The 17,716-nt window shown below is 61.8% G+C and carries 14 protein-coding genes and 2 tRNA genes; 4 read left to right on the top strand and 12 right to left on the bottom strand.

The annotated features are described in order from the left end of the window. Nucleotides 1–101: 101 nt before the first annotated feature. The 4 genes from J3P89_RS05900 to J3P89_RS05915 all read right to left on the bottom strand — a co-directional run bounded on the left by J3P89_RS05900 (nt 102) and on the right by J3P89_RS05915 (nt 4,556). Nucleotides 102–1,391 carry a virulence factor family protein gene (locus J3P89_RS05900; RefSeq protein ID WP_434572203.1) on the bottom strand — a complete coding sequence of 430 codons (1,290 nt, stop codon included), beginning with the start codon at nt 1,389–1,391 and terminating at the stop codon, nt 102–104. Then, a complete protein-coding gene (gene mprF, locus J3P89_RS05905; RefSeq protein ID WP_434601680.1) occupies nt 1,391–4,033 on the bottom strand; it encodes a bifunctional lysylphosphatidylglycerol flippase/synthetase MprF in 2,643 nt (880 codons plus the stop codon). The genes J3P89_RS05900 and mprF overlap by 1 nt, the downstream gene beginning before the upstream one ends. A gap of 150 nt (nt 4,034–4,183) precedes the next feature. After that, nucleotides 4,184–4,260 (bottom strand) — tRNA-Met (locus tag J3P89_RS05910). 219 nt (nt 4,261–4,479) lie between these two features. Continuing rightward, nucleotides 4,480–4,556: transfer RNA gene (locus tag J3P89_RS05915), tRNA-Met, on the bottom strand. Between the two features lie 282 nt (nt 4,557–4,838). On the opposite strand from J3P89_RS05915, the gene dinB reads away from it, so the two are divergent. Beyond that, on the top strand, nt 4,839–5,900 hold the full coding sequence (gene dinB / locus J3P89_RS05920; RefSeq protein ID WP_434696977.1) for a DNA polymerase IV: 1,062 nt from the start codon (nt 4,839–4,841) through the stop codon (nt 5,898–5,900). A 74-nt stretch (nt 5,901–5,974) separates the two neighbouring features. Here the strand turns inward: dinB and J3P89_RS05925 are convergent, their stop codons facing one another. The 4 genes from J3P89_RS05925 to J3P89_RS05940 form a co-directional block, all read right to left on the bottom strand. Continuing rightward, entirely contained in the window at nt 5,975–6,928 is a 954-nt protein-coding gene (locus J3P89_RS05925; protein WP_434572207.1) for a hypothetical protein, read from the bottom strand. 17 nt (nt 6,929–6,945) lie between these two features. After that, a complete protein-coding gene (locus J3P89_RS05930) occupies nt 6,946–8,661 on the bottom strand; it encodes a proline--tRNA ligase (RefSeq protein WP_434601678.1) in 1,716 nt (571 codons plus the stop codon). A 129-nt stretch (nt 8,662–8,790) separates the two neighbouring features. Continuing rightward, nucleotides 8,791–10,362: an AmpG family muropeptide MFS transporter gene (locus tag J3P89_RS05935; protein WP_434572208.1), complete on the bottom strand. Its 1,572-nt coding sequence runs from the start codon at nt 10,360–10,362 to the stop codon at nt 8,791–8,793. Between the two features lie 44 nt (nt 10,363–10,406). Next, nucleotides 10,407–10,769 (bottom strand): MGMT family protein, encoded by a 363-nt coding sequence (locus tag J3P89_RS05940; protein ID WP_434574110.1) that lies wholly within the window; start codon nt 10,767–10,769, stop codon nt 10,407–10,409. Between the two features lie 146 nt (nt 10,770–10,915). Here J3P89_RS05940 and J3P89_RS05945 point away from each other — a divergent pair, with 146 nt between their 5' ends. Continuing rightward, complete coding sequence (locus J3P89_RS05945) at nt 10,916–11,923, top strand: DUF481 domain-containing protein (RefSeq protein WP_305499191.1); 1,008 nt, start codon at nt 10,916–10,918, stop codon at nt 11,921–11,923. Between the two features lie 193 nt (nt 11,924–12,116). On the opposite strand, the gene J3P89_RS05950 is transcribed toward J3P89_RS05945, so the two are convergent. Next, the gene (locus tag J3P89_RS05950; RefSeq protein WP_002554837.1) at nt 12,117–12,326 is read right to left on the bottom strand and encodes a cold-shock protein; all 210 of its coding nucleotides are present in this window, start codon (nt 12,324–12,326) and stop codon (nt 12,117–12,119) included. Between the two features lie 353 nt (nt 12,327–12,679). Between J3P89_RS05950 and dcd the strand changes: the two genes are divergently transcribed. Both dcd and J3P89_RS05960 read left to right on the top strand, forming a co-directional pair. Continuing rightward, the gene (gene dcd / locus J3P89_RS05955; protein WP_434696979.1) at nt 12,680–13,246 is read left to right on the top strand and encodes a dCTP deaminase; all 567 of its coding nucleotides are present in this window, start codon (nt 12,680–12,682) and stop codon (nt 13,244–13,246) included. 100 nt (nt 13,247–13,346) lie between these two features. Continuing rightward, on the top strand, nt 13,347–13,553 hold the full coding sequence (locus tag J3P89_RS05960; RefSeq protein ID WP_305499193.1) for a hypothetical protein: 207 nt from the start codon (nt 13,347–13,349) through the stop codon (nt 13,551–13,553). A gap of 38 nt (nt 13,554–13,591) precedes the next feature. On the opposite strand, the gene pdeM is transcribed toward J3P89_RS05960, so the two are convergent. The 3 genes from pdeM to J3P89_RS05975 form a co-directional block, all read right to left on the bottom strand. Next, nucleotides 13,592–14,248, bottom strand: coding sequence for a ligase-associated DNA damage response endonuclease PdeM (gene pdeM, locus J3P89_RS05965; RefSeq protein ID WP_434628815.1), 657 nt, complete (start codon nt 14,246–14,248; stop codon nt 13,592–13,594). After that, the gene (locus tag J3P89_RS05970; RefSeq protein WP_434628817.1) at nt 14,248–16,734 is read right to left on the bottom strand and encodes a ligase-associated DNA damage response DEXH box helicase; all 2,487 of its coding nucleotides are present in this window, start codon (nt 16,732–16,734) and stop codon (nt 14,248–14,250) included. Before J3P89_RS05970 ends, pdeM begins: the two co-directional genes overlap by 1 nt. Before the next feature lie 209 nt (nt 16,735–16,943). After that, complete coding sequence (locus J3P89_RS05975; RefSeq protein WP_434696980.1) at nt 16,944–17,708, bottom strand: ABC transporter ATP-binding protein; 765 nt, start codon at nt 17,706–17,708, stop codon at nt 16,944–16,946. Nucleotides 17,709–17,716: the final 8 nt, after the last annotated feature.

The following is a 17,716-nucleotide window of genomic DNA, read 5'->3' on the forward strand; positions in this document are numbered from 1 at the left end:
CCCACACAGGCTCGCTCCCACAGAGGGGGGGCATCAAGCGGGCAACAAAAAAGCCCCTGCACCGTGAGGTTGCAGGGGCTTTTTGTCAGCTGTGTATCAGCTCACTGCGCGGCAGGTGTGGTCTGCCGTTTGTTGATCTCATCGATCAACCGCTTGGCCAGGGCCGGGTAGTTTTCATCGAAGTGATGGCCGCCGGGCAGCTTTATGGCTTCGCCTACGGCGGTCTTGTCGGTGCAGCCACTTTCGTTGGCTTCTTCCGCGCCATAGATGCACACCACTTTTTCCGCCGGCAGCTTGGCCATTTCCGGGCCGGTGGCGGCTTCGGTGCCGGCGTTGCCGAGCCAGCCCTCGACTTCGATTTCGAAGCTGCCGGTGCGGGCAAAGGCGAGCAGGATAATCGCATCGACCCGTTGCTGTTCTGTCGCCGGCAGGCGGTTGTAGATTGCCGGCAGGACATCGGCTCCGAAGGAATAGCCGGTCAGGATGAAGCGTTTGGTGCCCCAGATCTGGCGATAGTGTTGCATCAGCTCGGTCAGGTCGGTCGCGCTCTGTTCGGGGCTCTTGTGCTGCCAGTAATAGCGCAGGGTGTCGATGCCGACCACCGGGTAACCGACCTTGGCCATTTCATCGGCCACGTCGCGGTCCAGGTCACGCCAGCCACCGTCGCCGGAGAGAAACAGCGTCACGGTGTCCCGGGCCTGGCTGGCGGGGACTTCCACCACCGGAATGCTCAGGCCGCCCTTGCCCTTGTCGGCGCCCACCAGGATCTTGCGCAGCTCGTTGTTGAGTACCTGCGCCAGGTTGATGTCGTAGTCGCTGATGCTGGTTTCGGCATTCTTCTGGTCGCGCACGAAAGCGGCGCTGGTATCGTCGGGGTTATCGTTCCAGGCCACCAGCCAGCGACCATGGGCGGCGCTTTTGGGCAGCAGGTGGGTGCAGCCGGGTTTTTCCAGGGCCAAGTCGACCGAGACGGCCTGGGCCTTGTCGTCCTTCTGTTCAGCCAGCCAGCGCCAGGCCAGCACCGCGCCGGGACCGATGCCGCTGACCAGCGTGGCCGGGCCGTGCAGCTGCCGCAGGCCGGCTTGCAAGGCGCGCCCCTGGAGCATGCAGTCCTTGGGCAGGATCACCTGGACGATCTGCGCCGAGCCGCTGCGGCTGAGGGTCGTCAATTGGGTGTCGCTGAGCTTCTGGTCCTCGTTGACCGCCACCAGCACCTGGGCGCGTGCCTTGGTGCCGGGGATGACTCGGGTCATCGGCACGCCATCGGCCGGCTCCAGTTGTTCCAGGGTCGGTTGCGGGGCCGGGCGGTTCCAGTACCAGTAGCCGCCACCGAGAATCACCGCCAGCACCAGCAGGGCGGCCACTACGTATCGCCAGGAGCGTTGCATCATCAGCGTTTCACCAATCCAGTCAGGCCGCCCGCAATCAGGGCGGCGGTATCGGCCAGCGCCACCAGCGGATCGAGTCCGGCGGGCACGGCCATGTAACGAGGTTCCCAGTCAGGCTGGAATTTGTCTTTGAAGCGGCGCAGGCCCTGGAAATTGTAGAGCTGCTCGCCACGGCGAAACACCATCGAACCCAGGCGCTGGGTCAATGGAGCGCCGCGACGCGGTTGCAGGCCCGAGAGCGGGACCATGCCGAGGCTGAAGCGGGCGTAGTCATGGTTTTTGTAATGCTGGATGAGGCCGACCATCATGAACTCCATGGTCAGCTTCGGGGCTTCTGGATGAGCACGCATCAGGTCAAGGCTGGCCAGCTCATGGCTATGGGTTTCCAGCAGGTTGGCGAACGCCACCGGACGCCCCTCGAAACGAATCACCGCGATGCGGAAGTGCTTGAGGTAATCATGGCTGAATCGCCCCAGGGAGAAACCTTTCTCGCGCACATTCTTGCCGGTCAGCCAGGCATCGGAAATAACCTTGAGTTCGTCCATCGGCGCCTGGCCCGGTTCATGGATCTCCAGTGACAGGCCGTCACGGGTGCCGCGATTCCAGGTGTAGCGCAGGTCCTTCATCTCCTTGCCCTTGGCTTCGAGATCAAAACGCTTGAGATCGACCCGCGCCTCTTCGCCGAGCTTGATCGCGGTCAGGCCGATGTCCATGTAATAAGGCAGGTTCTCGGCACGCACCTGATAGAACACTGGCCTGGCGTGGTAGATGTCGCAAAGGTCACGAAACTGCCAGATCATTTCCGCCCGTTGCTGGGTCGGCCCGATCGGGTCGTACAGCGCGACCAGGCTGCGGCCACGGCGGGCATACATCAGGAAGGCTTCATCGTTGGGATGAAACAGCAGCGCCTTGTCGCCGGTCAGGGCCAGGCCGCCGTCGGGTTGCGAAGACGCCATGAGAATCGTCCTGGCGCGCTCCAGCTCTTCAGCCGTAGGCAGATGAATCACCGGCCGAGCGGTGCGCAGCAGCCAGGTCAGCGACACCACCACCAACAGCACCGCGGCACCCAGCAGCGAGCGCAGGCCACGCGGCGCGTCGGCATCCAGGGTGAACTGCCACCACAGTTGATGGCTGTAGGGCACATCCTGATAGGCAAACAGCAGCAGCCAGATCGACGCACCCAGCACGCACAGGCTGGCAATCAGGAACAACGGCGAGAAGGGCAGCTCGGTCAGGCGACTTGGGCGGTAAAAGGAACGCCGGAAGACCGCCAGCAGGGCTGCGGTCAGCGTCAGCAGGGTGGCTTCTTCCCAGTCGAAACCCTTGAGCAGCGAGAGGAGGGCGCCCACCAGCAACAGGACAGTGGTCAGCATCCAGGCTGCGGACAAGCGGCGACGCAGGCCTTGGGCGAGCAACAGGCACAACACGCCCACCAGGCTGGCGCCAAAGTGCGAGGCGTCCACCAGGCGATGCGGGATCAGGAAACCGATGTGCTCCAGGCGCGTGTCGATCTCCGGCGTCACGCCGGAAAACAGCAGCACCACGCCGGACAGGAACACCAGCACTGCCAGGATTGGCGCCGCGAAACCGGACGCCGCCCGCAGGGTTTGGCGGGTCTGGAACAGCCGTTGCGCCTCATTGATCAACAACAATACGCACGCCACCAGCATCGGCAGCAGCACGTAGATCAGGCGATACAGCAGCAGGGCGGCCGCCAGCGGCGCAGCCCCGAGTTTGTCGGCGAACGCGGCCAGCAGGATCGCTTCGAACACCCCGACGCCGCCCGGCACATGGCTGAGGACGCCGGCGGCCAGCGCCAGCAGGTAAACCAGCAGGAAGGGGCCGAACGGTGGCGCCTCCGGCAGCAACAGATAGAGCACCGTTGCAGCGGCGGCGACATCCAGCGCGGTGATGATCAGTTGCAGGAACGTCAGACGGCGGCCCGGCAGACGCAGCGTGCGGCGACCGGCCTTGACCAGCAGGGCATCCCGATAGGGTTGTTCCGGCAGGCGGCGGCGATAGATGCCGATGGCCAGCGCACTGGTCAGCAGCAGCACGGCAACGGCGATCACCCCCAGCAAAGTGGCGGGAAGGTGCAGGGCGGCAGAGGCGGCAGGCAGATTGCTCAACGTCGCCAGGGCCGCCAGTGGCGGTAGCGCGCAACCCAGTGACAGGCTGGCGAACAATGTCATGTGGGCGACATCCGCCGCCCCCAGGCCGTGGCGGGCATACAGGCGGTAGCGAACCGAACCGCCCGACAGCAGCGACAGGCCAATCGCATTGCCGATCGCAAACGCGCTGAAGCCGCCGAGGATCAGGGTTTGGGTGGGCAGCTTCACGCCGGCGTAGCGAGTGGCGGACCATTCATAGCCCAGCAGAATGATGAAGCCGGCCACGGTGGCGGCTATCGCACCGAGCAGCGCCGGCCTCGGCACCTCGAGGATCGAGTCGTGAAGGGCGTAGAGGTCGAGTTCGCTCAAGAGGTGACGGCAGGCGATCAAGGCAATCGCAAACAGCAGCAGCGTGACGGCGAGGCCGATCGGTTGCCGGTACTGGCTGATCCGGTCCAGCCAGCGCAATCGCTCGGCCTTGATCGGTTGTGTCGCATTGACAGTGTCTTGTGGGTCAGACGAGTGGGCGCGCATCAATCACCTCTTGAGCTATGCGCGACAGGATGGGGGTATCCAGCCAAGTTACCAATCCCTGCGGCGGAAAATAATTACAAAATATTTGTAATGAGGCTTTTTCGGCACACACAAAAAAGGCCACTCTTTCGAGCAGCCTTTCTTGATATTTGGTTGCGGGAGCCGGATTTGAACCGACGACCTTCGGGTTATGAGCCCGACGAGCTACCAGACTGCTCCATCCCGCGTCTGTGTGGCGGCATTCTACAGGCGAACGCCGGACTGTCAACCGTTAATAGAGCGCCGGATGAAATAAACGGCCGGTTCACCTAAATGCGCGAAAACAAACGGAAATCGTCCTACAACTTCCACGTTTTGCGACGGCCGTAGTGACATGGAATGCACCGGCAGGGGAAAACAGGCGCGCACAAAAAAGGCCACTCTTTCGAGTAGCCTTTTCTGATGTTTGGTTGCGGGAGCCGGATTTGAACCGACGACCTTCGGGTTATGAGCCCGACGAGCTACCAGACTGCTCCATCCCGCGTCTGTGTGGCGGCATTCTACAGCGAATCGCCCGACTGTCAACCCCTTTGCTGGAAAAACCTGTTCAGCTTCAATCGGTTAGCCTGCGCCAAGACAATATGACAGCGCTGTGACGCAGGCCTGGCAAGGCCTGGCGCTCTATTGGGCGGTTCGCTGCGATTGAAGAAACACATTCATGTAGGCATTTTCCAGATCTGTCGAAGGATCTTTCAAACTACTGGTGCTATGTACAGGTTCGAGTGAGATACTGGCGCTCCGATCCATCGCATGTACCGCTGCTTATATGACGCAACGCAAAATCATCCACGTCGACTGCGACTGCTTCTACGCCGCGATCGAAATGCGCGATGATCCGCGGCTAGCCGGCATACCCCTGGCGGTCGGTGGCTCGGCGGACCGGCGTGGGGTCATCGCGACCTGCAATTACGAGGCGCGGGCCTACGGTGTGCGCTCAGCCATGTCTTCTGGCCACGCGCTGAAGCTCTGCCCCGACCTGACCATCGTCAAGCCGCGGATGGACGCCTATCGGGAGGCCTCCAGGGAAATTCAGACGATTTTCAGCGATTACACCGACCTGATCGAACCGCTGTCGCTGGACGAGGCTTATCTGGACGTCTCCGCCAGTCCGCATTTCGGCGGCAGTGCCACGCGCATCGCCCAGGATATTCGCCGGCGTGTTTCCAACCAGTTGCACATCACCGTTTCCGCAGGCGTGGCGCCGAACAAGTTTCTCGCCAAGATCGCCAGTGACTGGAAAAAGCCCAACGGCCTGTTCGTCATCACTCCGGACCAAGTGGAAGATTTCGTCTCGGCGCTGCCGGTGAGCAAGCTGCACGGCGTCGGCAAGGTCACCGCCGACAAGTTGAACAGGCTCGGGATTATTGACTGCCTGCACTTGCGCGAGTGGGACAAGTTGGCACTGGTGCGTGAATTCGGCAGTTTCGGCGAGCGACTCTGGAGCCTCGCCCGTGGAATTGACGAGCGCCTGGTGCACAACGACAGCCGGCGGCAATCCATCAGCGTGGAAAACACCTACGACGTCGATTTGCCCGATCTGCAGAGCTGCCTCGACAAACTGCCCGAACTGATGGAAACCCTGGGCGGGCGCATGGCGCGGATCGACAGCAGCTATCGACCGGGCAAGCCGTTCGTCAAAGTGAAATTCCATGACTTCACCCAGACCACCCTTGAGCAGGCCGGGGCAGGGCGGGACCTGGGCAGTTACCAGCTACTGTTGACCCAGGCGTTCAACCGCGGCGGCAAGCCGGTGCGATTGTTGGGGATAGGGGTGAGGTTGGAGGATTTGCGGGGCGGGTTTGAGCAGTTGGAGTTGTTTGAGCGGTAAAGCCGCCACTGCGCAAATAAACGACCCCCGTGGCGAGGGAGCTTGCTCCCGCGCCACGGGGGGAGCATCCAGAGTCAGCTCGCGCCCGGGTCCGCCACCAACCGCCCGCCATCCTTGGTCAGGGCTTTGATGAATTCGGCCTGCAGTTCCGGATCGTTGCGGGTCAGTTCGATCAGGCTCTGTTCGAGTTCGCTGGCCTCTTCTTCAAGCCCCAGCTCCGAGAGACGCTTGACCCGATGAACCCATTGGCTCACTTCGTCGTCTTCCAGATCGTCGTAGATCAAGGCGTGGGCTTCGACCAGTTTGCTGCGCAACGTACTGCTGACGCTCAGGGATGAGTCGGTGTGCACCTCGTCCTGGGCGTCCGTCACACTGATCTGCAGTTTGCCAAACTGGCTCAGGTCATGCTCGGCGAACGGGCTTTCCAGCAGGTTCAAGCGCAGCACGCCGTTACGGTCGGTGCTCAGCTCGAAGGTCTGCCGGGCGGCTTTCACCTGTACCGGACGCTCGCTCCAGGGCAGGCTCGAATGCTCCGTGCGTTTGTCGCGCTGGACCTCATCGATACCTGCCAGGTTCTGCTGGGCACGGCCATTGGAAGGCACGTTCATGAACGGATTGAGTCCGGCAAAACCGTAGCTGATCCAGTCGCGGGTCGCACTGTCCGGCAAGCTGCCGAGGGCGAACACATTGACCACGTTCGCGCCGACGCCGGCCACTACCGCCACCGCGCCCAGCGGGATCTCGTAGACCTCCCGCCAAGGCTGGTACGGCGTGTAGCGATCGTAATGGCGAGTGACCTCGAACTCGGTGACCTCGAAGGTCTTCTGCTCGTTGATCCGCACCCGACGCTGCGGCAGGTCGAGCACCTTGGGTTCGCCCACATCGATCTGCAGGCTATGGTCGAGCAATTTGCGCTCGATCCGTTCTTCGTGCTCGTTGCGTTGCGACATCTGGTTGGCGCAGCCGCTGACCAGCAGGGCGCCGCACAGTGCGGCGCCCCCGAGGCCTAAGGTGTTTCGCTTGAACATGACGTCTCTATCTGGTCTCAGCGGCGGATACGGGCCTGAAGGAAGGACAGCACGTCGGCGACCGGCAGCGCTTGCGCCTCGGCCTCGGTACGGCTCTTGTATTCCAGGTTGCCATCGGCCAGGCCACGGTCACTGACGACGATCCGGTGCGGGATGCCGATCAGTTCCATGTCCGCGAACTTGATGCCGGGGCTGGTTTTCTTGTCGCGGTCGTCCAGCAGTACTTCGAAGCCGGCGGCCGTCAGTTCGGCGTAGAGCTTGTCGGTCGCTTCGCGAACCTGTTCGGTTTCGTAGCGTAGCGGCACGAGGGCAACCTGGAACGGCGCCAGCGTGTCGCTCCAGATGATGCCGTTCTCGTCGTTGTTCTGCTCGATGGCCGCAGCCACCACGCGGGACACGCCGATGCCGTAGCAGCCCATCTGCAGCGTGACGGGCTTACCGTTCTCGCCGAGCACTTCGCACTTCATCGCCTTGCTGTACTTGTCGCCCAGCTGGAAGATATGCCCGACTTCGATGCCGCGCTTGATTTCCAGCGTGCCTTTGCCGTCCGGGCTCGGGTCGCCGGCCACGACGTTGCGCAGATCGGCGACGGTTGGGACCGGCAGGTCGCGTTCCCAGTTCACGCCGAAATAGTGCTTGTCATCGATGTTGGCACCGATGGCGAAGTCGCTCATCAATTCCACCGAGCGGTCAATGATGATCGGCAACGGCAGGTTCAACGGGCCGAGGGAGCCGGCACCGGCACCAATGGCATCGCGCAGCTCGGCATCGGTGGCCATGACCAGCGGGCTGGCGACGCCAGGCTGGTTGGCGGCCTTGATTTCGTTCAGCTCGTGATCGCCGCGGATGATCAGGGCAATCAGCTTGCCTTCTTCTTCCGCGCGCACGATCAGGGTCTTGATGGTGCGTTCGATGGGCAGGTTGTAGCCTTCCACCAATTGGGCAATGGTCTTGGCGTTCGGCGTGTCTACCAGGCGCAATTCTTCGGCCGGTGCGGCGCGGGAGGTTTCCCGTGGCACGGCTTCGGCTTTCTCGATGTTCGCGGCGTAGTCGGAGCCGTTGCTGAAGACGATGTCGTCTTCGCCGGACTCGGCCAGCACATGGAATTCGTGGGAGCCGGCACCGCCGATGGAGCCGTTGTCGGCTTCAACCGGGCGGAACTTCAGGCCCAGGCGGGTGAACACGTTGCAGTACGCCTGGTGCATGCGGTCGTAAGTGACTTGCAGCGAGGCCAGGTCGGCGTGGAACGAATAAGAATCCTTCATGATGAATTCGCGACCGCGCATCAGGCCGAAGCGTGGACGGATCTCGTCACGGAACTTGGTCTGGATCTGATACAGGTTGATTGGCAGTTGCTTGTAGCTGCTCAACTCGTTGCGCATCAGGTCGGTGATCACTTCTTCGTGAGTCGGGCCCGCGCAGAAATCGCGACCATGGCGGTCCTTGATGCGCAGCAGCTCCGGGCCGTATTCCTCCCAGCGCCCCGACTCCTGCCACAGCTCGGCCGGCTGGGTGCTCGGCATCAACACTTCCAGAGAGCCGGCGGCGTCCATTTCTTCGCGGACGATGGCTTCGACCTTGCGCATCACCCGCAGGCCCATCGGCAGCCAGGTGTACAGGCCGGAGGCGAGCTTGCGGATCATGCCTGCGCGCAGCATCAGCTGGTGGCTGATCACGACGGCGTCGGAAGGCGTTTCTTTCTGTGTGGCGAGCAAAAATTGACTGGTGCGCATGGTTGGCCGTTGTCGGTTGCTGATGACGAGAAGTGACGCAGCATTGTACGGGCGAGATGCCCTGGCGTACAGGCGCGTGGCCGGTCGCCGGATTCAGGCGCCGCTTTCGTCGGCGCCTGTTGAGATTTCCTACAACTCTTGAGCGGGCCGGGTCGGCGGCGATTCCGACTCTGGCGCCGATTCAGGCGTCGAGCCCTCTCGGCGATTCTCCTGATACCAATGCAAGGCGATCAGCAGCAAGGTCGGAACGCCGAGCAACGCGGTGATCAGGAAGAAATCGTGATAGCCAAATTTTTCCACCATGACCCCTGAGTACCCGCCGATCAGGCGCGGCAACAAGAGCATGATCGAGCTGAGCAGGGCGTATTGGGTCGCGGAGAATTTCAGGTTGGTCAGGCTCGACAGATAGGCGACGAACGCCGAGGTGGCCAGGCCGGAGCTGAAGTTGTCGAGGGAGATCGTGACGATCAGCATCTTCAGGTTGGCACCCATGTCCGTCAGCATCAGGAACAGGATGTTGGTGGCGGCCGACGACACGCCGCCGATGAACAGGATCGGCAGGATGCCGAAACGCACGATCAGCAGGCCGCCCATGCCGGCGCCGACAAGGGTCATGATCAGCCCGAAGATCTTGCTGACGCTGGCGATCTGGTCCTTGGTGAAACCCTGGTCGATATAAAAAACGTTGGCCATGACGCCCATGACCGTGTCGGACATGCGATAGGTCGCGATCAGGCCGAGCAGCAGCAGGGCCTGCCAGCGGTAGCGCAGGATGAAATCGTTGACCGGCGTCAGCACCGGCGCCAGGCCGCGACGCCCCATGGACGACAGGCACAGGGCGGTCAGGATGATATAGAGGATGGCGCGCAGGAAGGCGCGGTCCTGGAGCAGCAGGTCGAGCAGGCTGACGCCTTCGAACAGCACGCTGGCAAAGTCGGTGTTGTAGAGCTGGGTGAACATCGCCGGGACCGACACCAGCAGCACGATCAATACGAATACCGAAGCCAACTGATGAACGAAGGTATAGCGGCCGGCCTGCAATTGAGTACGCAACGGTACTGGCGGCTCGCGCATGAACAGCGAGGTCAGCAGCGCCGGGACCATCAGTACGCCAAACAGCAGGTACGTACCGGCCCAGGCCGAATGCTTGTAGCTGAACCCGGTGGAGCCGAACCCCTCGGCGAAAAACAGCGCGCCGGCGGTGGCCAGCAACGCGGCGACGCGGTAGCCGGACATATAGCTGGCAGCCAGGGCGGCCTGGCGGGTGTCGTCGGCGATTTCCAATCGGTAGGCATCGACGGCGATGTCCTGGGTGGCCGAGGCGAAGGCCACGATGACGGCAATCGCGATCAGCCAGGACAAGTGTTTTTGTGGGTCACAGAAACCCATGCCGACCAGGCCGAGGATCACCAAAGCCTGGGAGAGCACCAGCCACGAGCGTCGACGTCCCAGTTTGCCGAGCAATGGCAGACGCCATTGGTCGAGAAGAGGCGACCAGACCCATTTGAAGGCATAGGCCAGGCCGATCAGGCTTGCATAACCAATGGTTTCGCGGGCCACGCCGGCCTCGCGCAACCAGACCGACAGCGTGGAAAACACCAGCATGTAAGGCAGGCCGGCGGCGAAGCCAAGCAGCAACAGCACGAGCGTCGAAGGACTGGCATAGGCGGCAAGGGCGGCGCGCCAGGTTTTACGGGGCATGGGCTGGAGTCTGCCTCAAAAATTGCGAAAACAAAGCGCGCACTCTAACCGCTGTGCTCTACCGGGCGCCAGCCATGACGCTGAATATCAACACGATTATTCAGGACACTGATCCCTTCCATGCGCAGGCGTGCGCGCTGTTCGTCCCCCGAGGCGCTGCCTGCCGGCAGGCTGATCCGACCACCGGCACCGAGGACTCGATGCCACGGCAGCTTCGTGTCGTTCGGCAACTGGCTGAGCGTTCGTCCGACCCAGCGCGCGGCGCGGCCCAGACCCGCCATTTCGGCGAGCTGACCATAGGTGACGACCTGGCCGGCCGGCACTTGGGCCAGGGTCAGGTAAAGCGTGGTGCGGCGGATCTGGGCGGCGTTTTCGGGGGCCGCTGGGGTGTCGGTCACGTAGAGGATTCCTGGAAATGTCCGTCTGTAGATTAGTGCCTGCCGGGCCAATTGATAAATGAACTCATCATTCTTATGCAGGTCAGTCGTTGCTGAGGTGTCATCCTGGGGGATAATGCCGCCTTTTCCTCGCAAACCTGAGCCCATTATCGCTTATGTTGTCCAGAACCCTGTTGTGCCTAGCTGTTACCAGTGCCTCCATGCCTTTGCTTGCCGATACCGTCTGGTTGAAGAACGGCGACAAGCTCAGTGGCAAGATAACCGTTTTCGACGGCGGCAAATTGTTGATCCAGACCGATTACGCGGGCGCGATCCCGATTGATTGGAAGCAGGTCAAGACGCTTGAGAGCGACCAGCAACTGCTGGTCAAGCAGGATGCCTATACCGGCGAAAAAGCCAAGGCGTTGCAGGCGGCCGAGGATGGCAAGGTGACCCTGGCCAACGGTGATGCGCCCAAGACCGTCGAGCTGGCAAGCATCCAGCAGATCCTCAAGCCCAAGCCGGTGGTCGAGGACCTCGTGTGGAAGGGCAACATCGACGCTGCACTGGATTACCAGCGCGCGGAAGCCGATACCGACGATTACGACATCGACTTCAAGACCTCGGCGCGCCACGGCAGATGGCGGCACACCGCCGAAGGCGAATACAACCGCGAATTTCAGGATGATGTGGTGTCGGCTGACAACTGGCGGCTGGAGTATTCCCTCGACCGCTTCCTCACGGAAAAATGGTTTTGGCAAGGTCGCCTGAACTACAAGCGTGACAAGGTCGAAGACCTGGCACGCCAGCGCGTGGTTGGTACTGGTCCGGGTTATCAGTTCTGGGACGACGAACTGGGCGCTTTCTCCCTGGGTTCGCTGCTCAACCGCACCGATTATGAATACCGCGATGGCGGCAAGGACAACTTCTATTCCGTGGCGATGAAGTGGGACTACAACCGTTACCTGATCGGCAAGCGCGTCGAGCTGTTTACCAACGGCGAAGTGGGCAAGCCGCTGTCCGGCGTGGCTGAATACGCCTATGACGCCGAAATCGGGTTGCGCTACAAGGTCACTGACTGGGCGTCGCTCAATCTCAAGGCCGAGAAGGACGTCATCGAAGGGACCGAAGACAGCGACCTGAGCAAGACGCGCTACACCGCCGGGTTTGGCGTGACCTGGTAACCGCGGTATCCACCACCAGACCCTGTGGGAGCGAGCCTGCTCGCGAAAGCGGTACACCAGTTGTCACAGATGCAATTGGTCCGTCGCTTTCGCGAGCAGGCTCGCTCCCACACTGTTTTCGGTTTCCAAAAACACCCAGGCACAAAAAAGCCCCGCTTTTGAGGGCGGGGCTTCTTACTAAAGCAAGGACAAGTTAGATAACTTGAACTTCTTCAGCTTGCATGCCTTTCTGACCGCGGGTAGCGATGAAAGAAACCTGTTGGCCTTCTTTCAGGCTTTTGAAGCCGTCGGATTGGATAGCTTTGAAGTGAACGAACAGATCGTCACCGGACTGTGGGGTGATGAAGCCGAAGCCTTTTTCATCGTTGAACCACTTAACGGTACCGGTTTGGCGATTAGACATGGTGTAACTCCTTGAACAAAGATAACTGCGACTCAGGAAGAACCCTGGCCGAGACTGAGTGCAAAGAGCAGGAAAAATTCTTGTAGATGGTTGGATCGAAATTCAACATATCGTGTAGAGATTCTCAGTGACACAAGCAACACAGTGACGCCACCTTACCCCTTTTTCCGAAACGTGCCAATGGTCTTTGCGAAGGTTTCTCGGTTTTAATGACTGACGGCAATGGCGATAGCCGTCAGAGCCCGGAAATCAAGGCGGATCGGCGAGAGTTGCGTCTCGCACTTTGAACCCGCCCCGCGGCCCGGTAAGATGCCGGACAGTTTTTTCCACCTCGCTATTTCAGGAAACCCGCCATGAGCATCAAATCGGACAAGTGGATTCGCCGCATGGCGCAAGAGCACGGCATGATCGAGCCCTTCGTAGAGCGCCAGATGCGTGGCGAAGGCGCCGAGCGGCTGATTTCCTTCGGCGTTTCCAGCTACGGCTACGATGTGCGCTGCGCCGATGAATTCAAGGTGTTCACCAACATCAATTCGGCCACCGTCGACCCGAAGAATTTCGATGAGAAGAGCTTCGTCGACATCAAGAGCGACGTTTGCATCATTCCGCCGAACTCTTTCGCCCTGGCCCGCACCGTCGAGTACTTCCGCATCCCGCGCAACGTGCTGACCATCTGCCTGGGTAAAAGCACCTACGCCCGCTGCGGCATCATCGTCAACGTGACACCTCTGGAACCTGAATGGGAAGGCCACGTGACCCTGGAGTTCTCCAACACCACGACCCTGCCGGCGAAGATCTACGCCAACGAGGGCGTGGCGCAGATGTTGTTCCTTGAGTCCGATGAGGAATGTGAAGTTTCCTACAAGGACCGTGGCGGTAAATACCAGGGCCAGCGCGGTGTGACCCTGCCGCGTACCTGATTCTGACGAGCTGTTGGAATTCCTGAGCGGGCAGGCACTCTATTGGGTGTACTGCCCGTTTTTGCGTCTGCGCAACGGGCCTTCGCTCAGGAGTTGCTCTATGAAGATCGATCCGCGAATCAGTGCCGAACTGGCAAGGCTTGAGCCCAATCAGATCGGCGTCCTGGCTTGGTCATTACTGGCCCACCCTGCTGAAGCGGCGGGCGGCATCCCTGGCCAGCCCGATCCCGATACCCCTAACGAACAGCCTACCGAACCCGGCGAACCGACTCTTCCGGACGAACCGCCTCCCGCGCCCGTAGCCTGATCAGCCAATGGCCCCTCAGTTGTTGAAGCCTGATCGCTTCAACTGACGGGCCATATTTCGTTGTCGCCCACCACGAAGATCTTGCAGTCGTTGTCCTGATCGACCCGATAGCCTCCCGTGAAGGCACCGAAGGCCGGTAGCAGGCTGATCTCGCTACCGAGGCGGAAACATGGCAGGCGCAGGCGTTGACGCCCCTTGCCGCTCAGGTGGTAGACCGGGTGTACGTGACCGGCGAGCACGTGTCGACTTGGATGCGGGGTAGGCTCGTGTTGCACGGCGAAAGGGCCCAACAGCAACGGCTCGGGGACGACGCGGATATCGAGTGCCGCTGGCGGATCGCCGGCGCGCTTGTCGTGATTGCCGCGGATCAGCGTGATGGCTAGTTTGCGATGCCGTTCACGCCAGTCGGCAAGGGCCTTCAAAGTGCCTGGGGCATGAGAACCGGGCCCATGCAGGAAGTCCCCGAGGAATATCAGCAGTCGGCACGGCAGGCTCGCCAGCAACTCGTCAAGCATGGCGATGTTGTTCGCCGTGGTGCCGTGGGGTACCGGTTGGCCGAGGCTACGGTAGGCCGCGGCCTTGCCGAAATGCACATCGGCCACCATCAGGGTTTCCTGGGCCGGCCAGTACAGGGCTTTTTGCGGCAACAGCCAGAGCTCTTCGCCCGCGAGGTTGACGGGATACGGCGCGGGCATCAGGCGCTTCCTCGATCAGCGGTTTTTTCCAGTTCGCTGACCATGCGCCGGATACGATCGGCGAGCTTTTCCGAGCTCATGCTTTCGCGAAATCGCTCCACCAGCAAGGGGAAGCCCAGCGGAGTAGGGCGCTTGATGAGATGCAGGTCGAGCTTCAAGGTATCGAGCCGTTCCAAGGTCTGCTCCAGTCGGCGTATATCCAATTCTTCGCGCAAAACTTCCTCGCCGGCCTGGGCCAGCAGCAGGTTATCGGCGTCATATTGCTTGAACACTTGATAGAACAACCCGCTGGAAGCCTGCACTTGGCGGGTGCTCTTCGGTGCGCCGGGGTAGCCGGCGAACACCAGCCCGGCGATCCGGGCGATTTCGCGGAAGCGGCGCAGGGCCAGTTCTCCGGCGTTCAGGCTGGCGAGAACGTCGGCCAGCAAGCCATCGGTGCGCAACAGCGCCGGGTTCAGATGCGTTGACCAATCCAGTTCGGTGGCGCTGAGCAATTCCAGGCCGTAGTCATTGACCGCAATCGAGAACGTCACCGGTTGGCGCTGGCTGACGCGCCAGGCCAACAGGCTGGCCAGACCCAGATGTACCTGGCGCCCGGCGAACGGATACAGGAACAGGTGCCAACCTTCCCGGGATTTGAGCGCTTCGGCCAGCAGCGTTCCCTGCGTCGGCAGGCCGGACCAACGTAGCTGCGTTGACAGCAGCGGCTCTACGGCCTGCATTTCCGGTCCGTCGAAACGGCCCTTGGCGGCTTCGCTCAAGCGCGCGACGACCGCGGCAGCGAGCTCGCTGGAAAGCGGCATGCGTCCGCCATTCCAGCGCGGCACGGCGGCTTTTTTCGCCTGGCTGCGGCGTACGTAAGCGGTCATGTCCTCGACCCGGACCAACTCCAGCAACCGCCCGGCAAAGAGGAATCCGTCGCCGGGGCGCAAGCGTGCGATGAAGCCTTCTTCCACGCTGCCCAGGGTCTTGCCGCCGCCGCCCTTGCTCCAGAATTTCAGTTGCAGGCTGGCGTCACTGACGATAGTGCCGATGCTCATGCGATGGCGCCGTGCCAGACGGGCGTCAGGCACGCGCCAGATCCCCTGTTCATCCGGTTCGACCCGCCGATAATCAGGGTAGGCGGTCAGCGACAGGCCGCCGTGGCGCACGAACGCCAGCGCCCAGGCCCACTCGGCCGGGTTCAGGTCGCGGTAGGCCCAGGCGCCGCGTACCTCATCAAACAGCTCATCTGGAACAAAACCGCCACCCAGGGCCATGCTGACAAGATGTTGGACCAGTACATCCAAAGGCTTGTGGGGCGATTCACGCGGCTCGATTCGCCGCTGCGCCACGGCGTCCTGGGCGGCGGCGGCCTCAATCAGTTCCAGGCTGTGGGTTGGCACCAAGGTTATTCGCGAGGTCCGCCCCGGCGCATGACCGGAGCGTCCGGCGCGTTGCATCAAGCGGGCGACGCCTTTAGCCGAGCCAATCTGCAGCACGCGTTCCACGGGCAGAAAATCCACCCCCAGGTCGAGGCTGGAGGTACACACGACTGCCTTGAGCTGGCCGTCCTTCAACGCCCGTTCCACCCAGTCGCGGGTGTCGCGGGACAGAGAACTATGGTGCAACGCGATGAGCCCGGCCCAATCCGGGCGCGCCTCAAGAATGGCCTGGTACCAGATTTCCGCTTGCGCGCGAGTATTGGTAAAGACCAGGCAACTGCTGCTGGTGTCGATTTCAGTGACCACCTGGGGCAACATTTTCAGGCCGATATGCCCCGCCCATGGAAACCGTTCGAGGGTTGGCGGCAACAGCGTATCGACCTGCAACGCCTTGGCATCGGCGCCCTGCACACTAATTCCGCTGCCTTGTGGGATCAATACCTGCTCGGCGTGGGCCTGGTTGCCCAGGGTCGCGGATACGCCCCAGACGATCAGGTCGGGGTGCCAGTAGCGCAAGCGAGCCAGGGCCAGTTGCAATTGCACGCCGCGCTTGTTGCCGAGCAATTCGTGCCACTCATCTACCACGACCATGCGCAGGGTCGACACGGCCGTTTGCGCATCAGCGCGGGCGAGCATCAGCGTCAGGCTTTCGGGCGTGGTGATCAGCGCCGTGGGCAAGCGCCGGCCTTGCCGGGCGCGTTCGCTGGCGCTGGTGTCACCGGTGCGCAGGCCTACGCTCCAGGGAATCTGCAGCGGATCGAGGGGCGCTTCGAGAGCCTTGCCGGTGTCGGCGGCCAGCGCGCGCATCGGCGTTATCCACAAGACCGTCAGCGGTTCGCTCGGCGGTTTGCGTTTACGAGGCTTGTCCGGTGGCGGCACGCTGCGGGCGAAACGGTTGAGTGCGGCAAACCAGACGGCGTAGGTCTTGCCGGCGCCGGTATTGGCATGCAACAGCCCCGACTCGCCACGCTTGACCGCAGCCCATACCTGCTTTTGAAAGGCGAACGGCTTCCAGCCGCGGGCATCGAACCACTGTTTCGCGAAGTTGCTGGATGTCGCCATGGGTGCCGTGCATGCCCTGAAAGTCCTTCTTCAGAGACCACGGCAGGAGATGAAAGGTTTTATGACCTGGTTGTGGCAGGCGCGCTGTTGTGGCGAGGGAGCTTGCTCCCGCTGGAGGCGCAGCCTCCCCAGCAGCTTGTCAGCCAAGGCCAGGGGGGCCGTTTCGCGGCCCAGCGGGAGCAAGCTCCCTCGCCACGGGTGGCGGGGGGTTATTTCAGATTGCCACTGAGGAACTGCTTGAGCCGTTCGCTCTTCGGGCTGCCCAGCACGTCTTCCGGCGCGCCTTCTTCTTCCACCAGGCCCTGGTGCAGGAACAGCACCTGATTGGACACCTTGCGGGCGAAGCTCATTTCGTGGGTCACCATGATCATGGTCCGGCCTTCTTCGGCCAGGCCTTGGATCACTTTTAATACTTCACCTACCAGTTCCGGGTCCAAGGCCGAGGTCGGTTCGTCAAACAGCATGACCTCAGGCTCCATGGCCAAGGCGCGGGCAATCGCCACGCGTTGTTGCTGGCCACCGGACAGGAACGCCGGGTATTGCTCGGCAACACGTGCCGGCAGGCCGACCTTGTCGAGATAACGGCGGGCGCGATCCTCGGCTTCCTGCTTGCTGACGCCCAGCACCCGGCGCGGCGCCATGGTGATGTTTTCCAGCACGGTCATGTGGCTCCACAGGTTGAAGTGCTGGAACACCATGGCCAGGCGCGTGCGGATGCGTTGCAGCTCGTCGGCGTCGGCCACGCGCATGCCGTGGTGATCCTTGATCATCTGGATCGATTGGCCGTCCAGGCTCATGGCGCCGTCGTTGGGTTGTTCAAGGAAATTGATGCAGCGCAGGAAGGTGCTTTTGCCCGAGCCGCTCGCGCCGATCAGGCTGATCACGTCGCCGGCCCTGGCCTTGAGCGAAACCCCTTTGAGCACCTCATGGTGGCCATAGCTTTTGTGCAGGCCTTCGATGGTCAGTTTGTACATGGAACAGG

This window comes from Pseudomonas sp. Z1-14, assembly GCF_051132005.1.
Taxonomy (GTDB): Bacteria; Pseudomonadota; Gammaproteobacteria; order Pseudomonadales; family Pseudomonadaceae; genus Aquipseudomonas.